Here is a 12,559-nt window from a genome sequence, read left to right as displayed (position 1 = left end):
AATGGATAGATGTAGTGAACATAAAGATCGGCAGTTACGGGATTATTTCTTGAACAGATTAACTCCAGAAGAGGTGGAAGTTTTTCAATTCCATTTGTTTCACTGCGAGACTTGCCGGATGAATCTGGAGCGTATGCGTCTTTTGGTACATGAAGGGGAAGAAGAGGTTGTTTCCGCATCTGATGCGGAAGAGTCAAACGCTAAAAAACGTCGTTTGACTTTTTCAGTCTTTACTCGTGCGGCTGCAGTGGCCGGGTTGCTGATTGGTTTGGCAGGAGGATGTTATTATTTTTTGTATGCACCGCCATCGGATGGAGAGTTGCAGTTGGAGATGAATGAGTCTCCTATTCTTCATTCGGGGGATTCCATTAAGATGGAGGTTGATAGTACGGCTGTGGAGTTGAATGAAAAAAAGAATAAAGATGTGGAATAAATGGATATGCCTATTGGGTGTTTTATGTTTGTTCGCCTGCAGAACACGCTGGCAGGATACGTCTGTTCAGGCCGCAAAAGAAGAACAATTGCAACATGCCGTTCGCCAGTTGCAGGCAGAAGGATATCATACTCTTGCCGGTAAACTGCCTTTGGAAGAACAACTTGCTGAATCTTGGCGTTACCAGCGGGAGAAAGACGGGAGCGGAGAGGTACGTTATTTCGTCGTTTCGGCCAAGTCCAAAGGCGATAGTTTTGATGCTGCCCGTGTGCAGGCGGAAAGTTTGGCAAAAGTACAATTGGCCGGATTGATGGAAACGCGTATCGGACAGCTTGTGACGAACCGTTTGGAAACTTCGGATGGAAATACGGTTATGCAGACGGTTGCAAGCAGTAAAAATTTGGTTACGACTCGGCTTTCCAATGTTTATCCTTTGTTGGAGGTGTATAGAGAGTGCCGGGATGGAGAGATCGAAGTCCAGCTCGTAATGGGATGTGACCGAAGGTGGGCAAGTGAGATTGCTTGGGCTGTTATTTCGGCGGAAGCAGTGCAGAGTCCGTCCCGTGGTGGTTCATTTTCTTTTTCTTTAACTGGTTTGGATCAAGCGTACCGAAATGGTGAGTCGTTGCGTTTTTCTTTGATTGCCGAACAGGATTGCTATTACCATCTGTTTGTCTTTGATGCGGATGGAGTTGAGCAGTTATATCCTGGAGCATATGAGGAAATATCCCTTTATAAAAAAGGAGTGGAGTATTTTTTTCCCCGGAATCAATGGGTGGCCTATAGTGTGGAGAAGGGAAACTATCCGGTCCGCTACGAACAGAATATATTATTGGTGGTGGCTACCCGGAAAGATATACCTTTTACCGGAGAAGTGACTGTTGGTAATGTATTGGGATGGTTACGCCGTATACCGGAAGAATTACGGAGTGAACAATATTTTTCTTTCCTTTCTGAATAGGTGAACCGATGAAAAAAAGCCGTTTTATATATAGTTGGTTGCTGTTCGTCTGTTTTTTAAATGTAAAGTATGCGGAACCGGCAGAGGCTCAAGTGAGTGCGGAAGATGAATTTGAAGATTATCTTTCTTCCATAGAGGCTGACTTTTATAACTTCGAAGACAGTATTAACAGGAATTTTGCAGATTATTTGGAACAAGCCTGGCAAGAGTTTACAGTTTATGAAGGAACGGAGCCGCCAGTCTATGCAGGTGGCCTATTTTTTACAGGAACGATAGAGACTACTTTGGTACACCCCCATGATTCTTTTTTCGGTAGTTTTTTGCATTTCCCTTATATGGTAGAGGAAGGGCTGTCTTTGTCTGGTCTGTCGGAAAAAAATATAGCGGATGGATGGCGCAAGTTAGGGACAGTGGATTTTACTTCTTTCTTCAGGGCTTATACAGGGTACTCCCGGCAGTTCAGTCTGAATGATTGGGGAAATTATCAGCTGCTTAAATATGCAAGTATGCAGTTATATCCTTCTTTTTCACCTCGCGAGCGGACTTTGTTTTTATTTTATGCCTTAAGTAATGCTGGCTATAAGGCGAAGATTGGCAGGGTGGAGAAAGATGTGTTGGTATTATTGCTTCCGTTTGCGGAGGAAGTTTATAAGCTCCCGTTTATCAAGGCTGGAGAAGAGAAGTATTATGTCATGGATATTTCTTCGAAGCAACTGAAAAAACTTTATTCGATCATGGCTGATTTTCCGAAAGCGGAGAAGGTCTTATCATTACATATTTCAGAAGCATTGGATTTTCCAGAAAATGAGATTGGCCGTAAGTTTACGGGGAAGTATCCTTTTTCTTTATCTTTGAACCGGAACCTACTTGACTTTTATGCAACTTTCCCGCTATGTGATTTGTCGGTTTATTTCAGAGCTGAACCGTCCAAGACCTTTACAAACTCTATGGATAAGATTGTAAAGATACATTTGAAGGGAAAGTCCCGACCGGAACAGATTGCCTGGTTATTGGATCTTGTACAACAGGTATTTATCCATAAACCGGATGTGGAGGTGCATAAAACGGAGGTTTATTATTTCCCGGAAGAAACGGCTTTTTATCCGTATGCGGATTGTGAAGATTTATCTGTATTTTTGTCATGGCTGATATGCCGGTATGTGACAAGTGAAGTGCTGGTCTTGTATTATCCCACACATGTGGCTATTGCTGTAGAATGTTTTGAAGGGAGAGAGGTTTTTAAGTTCCGGAATAAAGAGTATCTGATTTGTGATCCCTCTTATCGGGGAGCTGTACCTGGTAAAATAATTCCTGCTTGTGCTTCCTTAAAGCCTGTCATTGTTTCATATTCCAAACAGAAAAGAGTAAAATGAAGAAGATTACTTTATTGTTTATTGTATTGTTTTACTTTAGGTTTCTGCCGCAGGGCATAGGGCAGAAGAGAATATCCGGGCGTTCTGTATCTGTGCAGTTCAGTATGGTTGAATCGCCTCTGACACCGGAGGGGGAAGGTAGTTCGTTAAAAGAACATTACGTGTCATCTTTGCAGATTGCCGATCTGGACTCTCTACCGGACGATGTTCCGATACGTCCTAATTCTGTTGCTGTTATAATAGGAGTTGAACAATATGATTTTATTCCGGTGGCACCTTATGCAGCCAGGGATGCTGAATTGGTTTCCCGCTATTTCAAAGCATTATTAGGCTTGGAGAGAGTGATTGTGCATAAAAATAAAGATGTGTCCGGTTTCTTTTTTGAGAATTTATTTAATGCGGAAGAGGGAGAATTAGCCCGGATAATCGAAAAAGGAAAGACGGATTTGTATGTTTATTATTCCGGTCATGGGATACCGGCCGCTGATGGAGGAGATGTTTATATGCTTCCGGTAGACAGTAAGATGCGGTTGATAGAGAAGCAGGGATATAGTCTGAATACATTATTCGAGCAGTTGGATAAATTGCAGGCAAAGAGTACGACAGTATTTATAGATGCCTGTTTCAGTGGGTTAGGTAAGTTTTCCCAATCGGGAACACCTTTAAATTTGATGCAGACTAAAGGGGTAAAGGTGCAACCTTTGCTTTATCAGCCGTGGCTTCTGAATTCTTCTTTCAGAGTATTCACGTCTTCATCTGTGGGGCAGGCGGCATTAGTATTGGATGAGGCACGTACTGGATTATTTACTTATTTTCTGGCAATGGGGTTACGGGGAAAAGCTGATCTGAATGGGGATGGGCATGTGACAGCTGGTGAATTATATCGGTATATTTATTCGAACGTCTCTGAAAATTCAAAGAAAATCTATCAGGAGCAGATTCCTTGTTTCTATGGAGACGATTCTTTTATCCTTTATTAGTGTTTCTTATTTTACATCAATAGAAATTAGTAAAGACTTTTTTAGCTTCGCGTGCAATAATTGCGAGGTTTTTATGTCACAAAAAGTCTGTTTGTCTCAAATAAAAGAGATAAGATTTTTATTGAACTAAAATAAGAAACAAATGGAAGATAATAGGAAGGTGTTATATGATATCGTTTATGAGAAAATGTTTACCGTGATGAACAATTATCATCCAGTTTCCGAAAGTCTTCGTGAGCTGATTTACGATAATAGCGCTCCCGTTCGATTTACAAAAGGAGAATTATTACTGACAGAAAATAGGGAGTGTAATGTACTGTTTTTCATTGCGGGTGGATTCTGTTCCTGTTTCTATAATAAAGATGGGAAAGAATGTATCATACGATTTGCCGGTGACGGGAATTTTTGTACGTCATGGCATAGCTTTTTGGGGAAACAACGTTCTTTGATTAATATTAAGGCTACGGAAGATACGACGGCTGTTTGTTTTAAGCGAGAACAGTTTGATAAACTGTGGGAAGAAAGTACTGAATTTGTCGCTGTTATTTGTAGAGTGCTTGAAATGTATGCCATTGAAAGTGAAGAAAAAACATTCAGGATGCGTAGTAACCAGGCCGAGGGGAGAGTCAGACATTGCATGGATACGCGTGAAATCCATTATTTGATGAAGCATGTTCCTCGTTATAATATCGCTTCTTATTTGAATATGACGCAAGAGACTTTTTCTAAGATATTTACTCAGTTAAATAAAGAGCAAAAGTAGAAGAACGATTAAACCAAAAAAGAGATTGTCTTGTTTAATCTTCAAATCAATATTGAAGAATAGACATGAAACGAAAGAATACGAATGTACTGCTGATTTTTGGGGTAGTGATTGCGATTATCCTGTTAATGATCTGGTTGTTCTTGGGAACTACATTGGAACAGGAGGCAAATCCAGAGACAGATCCGATGACTGTCGAACAAAATATCTGATCTTTAGGAACGCCATGCCCATGCAATTCCGATTCCATGCCCATCCGATTTTGGATACATGGGCATGAAATCGGAAACGCGTGGATTGGATTTTTAATATTGTCTTTCCAGAAGCCAAGCATCCTGGAAGTTAGGAGCATATTTTGCTTTGATTGCATCGCGGCTGTCAGCAGCATCGGCTTTGTCATTAAAGCTGGCAACGATCACACGAAGCATACCTTGTTCGTTTTCACCCAAAACAGCATTATATCCGTCGTTCTGCATACGCTCTTTCAAAGCGTAAGCATTGGTTTTGTTCTTGAAACTGCCGATAACAACACTATAACGTTTCAGTCTGCTTGCGTCTTCACCTTGTGCAGCATTAATTCTTTCTGCACGTGTGCTGACATTGGAAGTTCTCGGTTTAGAAACCGGAGTTACTTCTTCTACCACTTCCTCTTCTTCGACAACTTCGACCGGAGCTGTTGACTCTTTTTCTTTTGCTTGTTCGTAAGCAGCCTTATACGCACTCTGTTTAGGTTTACAAGAACCTAATGCTAAAACCATACATATGGAGGCTCCAAATAACCAAATCTTATTCATACTGTTCAGTTCTTAAATTAATGGGACAAAGATATAAATTATATTTTGTACTTTCGTGCCCAAAACACAATATATTATAAACTGCATGAATAAATCTATCGGAACAATGGTTATGGCAACATCCTTATTATTTGGTGCTTGTAATAGTAAGGATATAGACATTGAAGTAAAGGTGAAAGCGAAAGAAAACATGGAAAATGTGATCGGGCGTTCGGATATTAAAGTGAAAGACGGACGGATGACGCCGGAAGTGCTTTGGGCAATGGGACGTATCGGAGGGATGAATGTCTCTCCGGATGGACAGAAAGTTGTGTATACTGTAGCTTATTACAGCGTACCGGAAAACAGAAGCAATCGCGAAGTCTTTGTCATGAACGCAGACGGGACGGACAATAAGCAGATTACGAAAACGGCTTACTCCGAAAATGAAGCTGTCTGGATCAAAGGAGGAAAGAAAATCGCTTTCCTTTGCAATGAAAGCGGCAGCAGCCAGCTTTGGGAAATGAATCCGGATGGAAGCGACCGTAAACAGCTCTCTCGGTATGACGGAGATATCGAAGGTTTTGCCTTTTCTCCTGATGAAAAGAAAGTCCTGTTTATTTCACAGGTAAAGACAGTCAAGAGTACAGCAGATAAATATCCGGATTTGGATAAGGCTACCGGCATTATTGTTACGGACCTGATGTATAAACATTGGGATGAATGGGTAACAACAGCCCCGCACCCTTTTGTTGCCGATTTTGATGGCAAGGCTATCAGTAACCCTGTCGATATTATGGAAGGTGAACCGTTTGAAAGCCCGATGAAACCGTTCGGAGGAATCGAACAGCTGGCATGGAATACGACATCGGACAAGATCGCTTACACGAGTCGTAAAAAGACTGGAAAGGAATATGCGTTGTCTACCAATTCGGATATTTATGTATATGACTTGAATACGAAAGAGACGACCAATATCAGTGAAGGCATCATGGGGTATGACACGAATCCCCAATATTCTCCCGATGGCAAGTTTATCGCATGGCAGAGCATGGAGCGGGATGGCTATGAGTCAGACCAGAACCGTTTGATGGTCATGAACCTGGAAACAGGCGAAAAAATCTTCGCCAGCAAAGATTTTGACTCCAACGTAGACGGGTTTGTCTGGAGTGCAGATGCAAAGGCCCTTTATTTTACGGGGGTATGGCATGGCGAGTCTCAGGTATATAAGATTGATCTGAAAGATGGTAACAAAATCACGCCGCTTACTTCCGGAATGTACGATTATGCCGGTGTAGCCTTGTTAGGTGAAAATAAGTTGATTGTGCAGCGCCATTCTTTGAGCATGGGAGATGAAATCTATTCGATCGATTTGGCTGATAACAATAAAGTGGCCCAGTTGACAACGGAGAACAAGCAGATTTATGACCAGTTGGCAATTGGCAAGGTGGAAGGTCGTTGGATGAAAACGACAGATGGCAAACAGATGCTTACCTGGGTGATTTATCCCCCTCATTTCGATCCGAATAAGAAATATCCGACCTTGTTGTTCTGCGAAGGAGGTCCTCAAAGCCCGGTAAGCCAATTCTGGTCTTACCGTTGGAATATGCAGATTATGGCCGCTAATGATTATATCGTGGTTGCCCCGAACCGCCGCGGCCTTCCCGGCTTCGGTATGGAATGGAACGAACAGATCAGCGGCGACTATGGAGGCCAGTGCATGAAAGACTATTTTACAGCTATTGACGAGATGGCCAAAGAACCGTTTGTCGATAAGGATCGTCTGGGTTGCGTGGGGGCGAGCTTCGGAGGTTTCTCTGTTTATTGGCTGGCCGGTCACCACAACAAACGTTTCAAAGCCTTTATTGCACACGACGGTATTTTCAATATGGAAATGCAATATCTGGAAACAGAAGAAATGTGGTTTGCCAACTGGGATATGGGTGGCGCTTACTGGGAAAAGCAGAATGCGACGGCACAACGTACGTTTGCCAATTCCCCGCACTTGTTTGTTGATAAGTGGGATACTCCTATTCTCTGCATTCACGGTGAAAAGGATTATCGGATTTTGGCTAACCAGGGTATGGCAGCGTTTAATGCAGCCGTCCTTCGAGGTGTTCCGGCCGAGTTGTTGATCTATCCTGATGAAAACCATTGGGTGTTGAAACCTCAGAATGGAGTGCTTTGGCAGCGTACATTCTTCGAATGGCTGGATATGTGGTTGAAGAAATAAGGATTTATTCATAAAAGAGAAAACGCCGTTCTGAATTGTCCGGGACGGCGTTTCTTTATTTATACTAAGCAATTGTGATTCCTGGGTCCAGGTATACATCCTGTATGGTGTGCAGCAGTTCTACACCGTCTTTCATTGGACGTTGGAATGCTTTTCGCCCGCTGATCAACCCCATACCGCCTGCCCGCTTATTGACGACAGCCGTGTAGACCGCATCTTTCAAGTCGGAAGCTCCATGAGATTCACCGCCGGAGTTGATAAGACCGACACGCCCCATATAGTTGTTGGCAACCTGGTAGCGACAGAGGTCGATCGGGTGTTCTGTAGTCAGTTCGGTGTACATCTTCTGGTCGATCTTGCCGAATTTGACAGCCGTGAATCCCCCGTTGTTTTCCGGCAGTTTTTGTTTTATGATATCCGCTTTAATCGTAACACCCAAGTGGTTGGCTTGTCCCGTCAGGTCGGCTGCGGCATGATAGTCCACACCGTCTTTTTTGAATTCACTATTGCGCAGGTAGCACCATAAGATGGTGGCCATTCCCAATTCGTGTGCATATTCAAATGCCTCTGACACTTCGACCAACTGCCTTCTGCTTTCTTCCGAACCGAAGTAGATGGTGGCGCCTACGGCAGCCGCTCCCATATCCCAAGCTTCTTTTACGGAGCCGAACATGATCTGGTTGTATGAATTGGGATAAGTCAGTAATTCGTTATGATTCAGTTTGACCACAAACGGAATCTTATGTGCATATTTACGTGCTACGGAACCTAATATTCCGAACGTGGAAGCTACTCCGTTGCATCCTCCTTCAATGGCCAGCTTGACGATATTTTCCGGATCAAAATAGATCGGGTTCGGAGCGAAGGAAGCTCCCGCCGTATGTTCGATATCTTGGTCCACAGGCAGTATCGAAACATATCCCGTGTTTGCCAACCGTCCGCTTCCTAACAAGCGTTGCAGGTTGTTTAATGTTTGGATATTTCTATCCGAGTCGATCCAGATACTGTCGATGACAGATGGTGAAGGAATGTGTATAAGTGATTTATCGATCGTTTTACAAGTGTGTCCCAACAGAAACTCGCTTTGTTCGCCCAGTAGGCTGATAATCTTTGATGTGTCCATATTTATGAAAGTTTTTTAATATAACATGGAGAGCAAAGGATAGGTTTCATAGTTTTTATCAATTAATAGATAGAATAAATTTATGAGTTTTTGTAGAGCTTGTTTTAGAATGTTTCCCTACATTTGCAAAGAACAAATGACGAGTGTTACAACTATTTTAGATTATACAACCAATAAAAATTTTACAAAAATGAAAAAGAAATGGATTTGCACAGTATGCGGTTATGTACACGAAGGTGATGAAGCTCCTGAATTCTGTCCTCAATGCAAGCAGCCGAAGAGCAAATTTAAAGAAATGGTAGAAACGACCGGTGCACTGACTTTTGCCGATGAACACGTGATCGGTGTTGCTAAAGGTTGTGATGAAGAAATGATTAAAGACTTGAACGCACATTTCATGGGCGAATGTACCGAAGTAGGTATGTATTTGGCTATGAGTCGCCAGGCTGATCGTGAAGGCTATCCTGAAGTTGCGGAAGCATTCAAACGCTATGCTTGGGAAGAAGCTGAACACGCCGCTAAGTTTGCCGAACTGCTGGGCGATGTTGTTTGGGACACAAAAACAAACCTGGAAAAACGTAAAGATGCCGAATGTGGTGCTTGCGAAGATAAGAAACGTATTGCCACTCGTGCAAAACAATTAAACCTGGACGCTATCCACGACACAGTTCACGAAATGTGCAAGGATGAAGCTCGCCACGGTAAAGGATTTGAAGGTTTATACAACCGTTATTTCAAATAATTCGCAAATTCGTTAACAGGAAAGGGTATTCTTTTTTAGGAGAATGCCCTTTTTTATTAAGAAAAATGCTCTTTGGAGGACAACGGAATTAAATTTTCCCTACATTTGTACTCGCAAATGACGACCTAAGGAAAGCTGCCAGAGTGGTCGAATGGGCCGCACTCGAAATGCGGTGTACGGGTAACTGTACCGGGGGTTCGAATCCCTCGCTTTCCGCAGAAAAGAGGATGTGTCACCAAATACTATGGCACACCCTCTTTTTTTATGTCGTCACTGACTTTAGTGCCGATATGGAATTGACAACTGCACACATACAATTCATCAAAGAACATGCCGCAGACGACTTGGCCCGCTTGCTGCTTTCTGCCGCCAAATATCCCGGAATGGATATTCCCTTTTTGGTCGATCAGATTGCGGCCAGGAGACAGATTCGGGAAAAATTGCCGTCGTGGTATGAGAACGGACAATTAATTTTTCCGGCTAAGATTGCTGCGGAGCAATGTTCTTCCGAACAGACGGCTGCTTATAAGCAGGAGCTGATTGGTGAAAGTTGGACAGTTTGCGACCTGACAGGAGGACTGGGGATCGATAGCTATTTCCTTTCCCTCAAGGCGAAACATTTGACTTATATAGAACGTTTTCCTGCTTATTGTGAAGCTGCGAAACACAACTTCTCCGTCTTGGGTGCCAACAACATAACGGTTGTAAATGCTGATACCGCCCAAGCCGTCGATACCCTTCCGGAGGTCGATGCTTTTTATATCGACCCTGCACGCCGGGGAGAATCCAACAAGCGGGTTTTCGCTTTGCAAGATTGCGAACCCGATCTGCCCGGACTGTTACCGGAGCTTCTGAAACGCTCTCCATGCCTCATCGCAAAGCTCTCGCCGATGGCGGATATACAAATGACTTTGGAACTGTTGCCGGGGACGACATCCGTGCATGTCCTTTCTGTTAGGAATGAATGCAAGGAACTGCTTTTCGTGACGGAGCGTGAGGCGGATGGCAGGGAACCGTCGATCCGGTGCATTAATTTCGGACCGGACGGAATGCAATCTTTCTCTTTTACATTAGAAGAGGAACGTAATGCTGTATTGGTTCCGGTCAGTCAGGTCGGTGCTTATTTATATGAACCGAATACTTCGGTTTTAAAAGCCGGTGCATTCAAGCAGGTAGCTGTCCGGACGGGAGTAAAGAAGTTGCAAGTGAGTAGCCATCTATATACATCTGACCAATTGTTGCCCGACTTTCCCGGCCGCAGATTCCGGGTGGACGAAGTGCTGCCTTTTGCTGGAAAACTGTGTAAAGGACTTTCAAAAACAATCCCTCAGGCAAATATAACCGTGCGCAATTTCCCTCTTTCCGTAGAAGATTTGCGCAAGCGGACGAAGATTGCCGATGGTGGGCACGTCTATCTCTTTGCAACCACTCTGGCAGATGGAGAAAAGGTGTTGGTCAGATGCTCCAAAGCCTGATCAGGTGAATAACATTAGTACCAACTGAGCCGAAATCACACGGATAAACATCGAGAGCGGATAAACAGTGGCATAAGAAACGGAAGGCTCGTCGCCATCGACAGTCGTGTTGGCATAGTTTAATGCCATCGGGTTTGCCATACTTCCGCAGAGCATCCCCACGTTGTGTGCATAGTCGAGTTTGAAGAATTGCGAAGCGATGAAACCAACAATCAGCACCGGAACGATCGTCAGCAGGAACCCAAGTCCGATCCAAAGCAATCCTTCTGTCCGGAAAACTGTTTCGAAGAAATGTGCACCCGAATCGATTCCCAATCCCGCCAGATAAATAATGATCCCCAATTGACGGAGCATCAGGTTGGCACTCATCGTTGTGTAGGTTGTCAGGTGGAAACGCGGACCGAATGCACCCATCAGGATTCCGACGATGATCGGACCTCCGGCAATCCCCAATTTGACCGGTGTGCTCATTCCCGGCAGTGTGATCGGTAATGCCCCCAACAGCATCCCCAATGAGATGCCGATAAAGACAGCCAAGAGGTTTGGATTGTTCAACCGTTTGATTTCGTCTCCTAAAATCTTTCCGACTGTGTTTACCGAATTCGCTTCTCCCACGATTGTCAGCCGGTCGCCGATTTGCAGGCGCAGGTCAGGAGAGGCCAACAGGTCTATACCGGCACGATTCACGCGCGTAATATTGATACCGTAGAGGTTACGGAGACGGAGAGAACCTAATTTTACCCCGTTCACCCGGTTGCGTGTCACCGCGATGCGGCGCGAGATCAGTTGGCTGTCGATGGCATTCCAATCGATATCTGCTTTGTTCCAGTCCACATTCTCTTGCTCGCCGAAGAGGACTTTAATATTTTCGACATCCGATTTGACAGAGATAATCAAAAGGTGATCATGCTCATGAAGCAAGGTGTCCGAAGTAGGGATGCTCACTTTCCCGTTTCTCCATACGCGTGAGATAACGAAATGCTTTTCCGTCAGCTTCATCACGTCCTTGATGCTCTTCTCGTAGATCGCCGGATTGCTTACGTGGAACTCGGCGACATAGGTAGTCATGTCGCGTTGTTCTTTTTGGTCTTTCTGTTTCTTGTCGGTAAACAGAGCTTTCAGTATGATAATCGCCAAGATCACGCCCACTACACCGAGCGGATAAGCGACGGCACATGCTAAAGCCATGTCTGTCACCCCTTTGGTGTTGGTTGGATCTATCTGTAACAAAGCTTGTTGAGCGGCTCCCAAAGCAGGTGTGTTGGTAACGGCCCCGCAAAGTAAACCGACCATATTGGAAAGGGAAATTCCTGTTGTCCAGTGCAACCCGACCGTCATAACCAGACCGAGCAGGATCACGCCCAACCCCATCATATTCATAGCTACACCTCCTTTTTTCAGTGAAGAGAAAAAACCGGGGCCAACCTGTAATCCTAATGCATAAACGAAAAGAATCAGGCCGAAACTTTGCGCAAAATAAAGCATATCCTTATTCACGACGATCCCTAAGTGTCCCGCTAAGATACCGGCAAAAAATACGAATGTGATACCCAGTGATATGCCGAATATCTTGATCCGCCCCAAATATAATCCGAGTGCAGAGACCAGCGAAATAATGATAACTGCTTGAACCATAGTAGGCTCTAAAAAAGCCTCTTGTAACCAATTCATACGTTCCGTTTCATTTATTGAGAGGGCAAAGA

The 12,559-nt window shown here is 44.0% G+C and carries 12 protein-coding genes and 1 tRNA gene; 10 read left to right on the top strand and 3 right to left on the bottom strand.

Features of this window, described 5'->3' with window-relative positions; translation table 11 throughout:
• Position 1: 1 nt before the first annotated feature.
• The 6 genes from NQ564_RS08815 to NQ564_RS08790 all read left to right on the top strand — a co-directional run bounded on the left by NQ564_RS08815 (position 2) and on the right by NQ564_RS08790 (position 4,722).
• Complete coding sequence (locus tag NQ564_RS08815; RefSeq protein WP_008150260.1) at positions 2 to 433, top strand: anti-sigma factor; 432 nt, start codon at positions 2 to 4, stop codon at positions 431 to 433.
• Positions 423 to 1,394, top strand: a complete 972-nt coding sequence (locus tag NQ564_RS08810) for a DUF4384 domain-containing protein (protein WP_039848227.1) — start codon at positions 423 to 425, stop codon at positions 1,392 to 1,394. Before NQ564_RS08815 ends, NQ564_RS08810 begins: the two co-directional genes overlap by 11 nt.
• Positions 1,395 to 1,402: 8 nt before the next feature.
• Positions 1,403 to 2,767, top strand: a complete 1,365-nt coding sequence (locus tag NQ564_RS08805; protein ID WP_129650031.1) for a hypothetical protein — start codon at positions 1,403 to 1,405, stop codon at positions 2,765 to 2,767.
• The gene (locus NQ564_RS08800) at positions 2,764 to 3,747 is read left to right on the top strand and encodes a caspase family protein (RefSeq protein WP_008150252.1); all 984 of its coding nucleotides are present in this window, start codon (positions 2,764 to 2,766) and stop codon (positions 3,745 to 3,747) included. The genes NQ564_RS08805 and NQ564_RS08800 overlap by 4 nt, the downstream gene beginning before the upstream one ends.
• Positions 3,748 to 3,889: 142 nt before the next feature.
• Positions 3,890 to 4,510 carry a Crp/Fnr family transcriptional regulator gene (locus NQ564_RS08795; protein WP_008150249.1) on the top strand — a complete coding sequence of 207 codons (621 nt, stop codon included), beginning with the start codon at positions 3,890 to 3,892 and terminating at the stop codon, positions 4,508 to 4,510.
• A gap of 65 nt (positions 4,511 to 4,575) precedes the next feature.
• Entirely contained in the window at positions 4,576 to 4,722 is a 147-nt protein-coding gene (locus tag NQ564_RS08790; protein ID WP_008150248.1) for a hypothetical protein, read from the top strand.
• A gap of 93 nt (positions 4,723 to 4,815) precedes the next feature.
• Here the strand turns inward: NQ564_RS08790 and NQ564_RS08785 are convergent, their stop codons facing one another.
• Complete coding sequence (locus NQ564_RS08785; RefSeq protein ID WP_008155465.1) at positions 4,816 to 5,304, bottom strand: SPOR domain-containing protein; 489 nt, start codon at positions 5,302 to 5,304, stop codon at positions 4,816 to 4,818.
• An 85-nt stretch (positions 5,305 to 5,389) separates the two neighbouring features.
• Here NQ564_RS08785 and NQ564_RS08780 point away from each other — a divergent pair, with 85 nt between their 5' ends.
• Complete coding sequence (locus NQ564_RS08780) at positions 5,390 to 7,516, top strand: S9 family peptidase (RefSeq protein ID WP_008150244.1); 2,127 nt, start codon at positions 5,390 to 5,392, stop codon at positions 7,514 to 7,516.
• Between the two features lie 64 nt (positions 7,517 to 7,580).
• Here NQ564_RS08780 and NQ564_RS08775 read toward each other — a convergent pair whose 3' ends face one another.
• Positions 7,581 to 8,639, bottom strand: a complete 1,059-nt coding sequence (locus NQ564_RS08775) for a class I fructose-bisphosphate aldolase (RefSeq protein ID WP_008150241.1) — start codon at positions 8,637 to 8,639, stop codon at positions 7,581 to 7,583.
• A gap of 190 nt (positions 8,640 to 8,829) precedes the next feature.
• Here NQ564_RS08775 and NQ564_RS08770 point away from each other — a divergent pair, with 190 nt between their 5' ends.
• From NQ564_RS08770 to NQ564_RS08760, 3 genes are all read left to right on the top strand, one after another.
• Positions 8,830 to 9,381, top strand: a complete 552-nt coding sequence (locus tag NQ564_RS08770; RefSeq protein ID WP_005640236.1) for an NADH peroxidase — start codon at positions 8,830 to 8,832, stop codon at positions 9,379 to 9,381.
• 129 nt (positions 9,382 to 9,510) lie between these two features.
• Positions 9,511 to 9,597 (top strand) — tRNA-Ser (locus NQ564_RS08765).
• A gap of 74 nt (positions 9,598 to 9,671) precedes the next feature.
• Positions 9,672 to 10,856, top strand: coding sequence for a class I SAM-dependent methyltransferase (locus tag NQ564_RS08760; RefSeq protein WP_039848226.1), 1,185 nt, complete (start codon positions 9,672 to 9,674; stop codon positions 10,854 to 10,856).
• Here NQ564_RS08760 and NQ564_RS08755 read toward each other — a convergent pair whose 3' ends face one another.
• Entirely contained in the window at positions 10,857 to 12,527 is a 1,671-nt protein-coding gene (locus tag NQ564_RS08755; protein WP_008150235.1) for a putative transporter, read from the bottom strand. It lies immediately after the preceding gene.
• Positions 12,528 to 12,559 lie beyond the last annotated feature (32 nt).

Origin of the sequence: Parabacteroides johnsonii DSM 18315 (assembly GCF_025151045.1) — a bacterium.
In the GTDB taxonomy this organism is placed as follows: Bacteria; Bacteroidota; Bacteroidia; order Bacteroidales; family Tannerellaceae; genus Parabacteroides; species Parabacteroides johnsonii.
The sequence above is the reverse complement of the archived record's forward strand: the minus strand, read 5'-3'. Positions and strand labels throughout refer to the sequence as shown.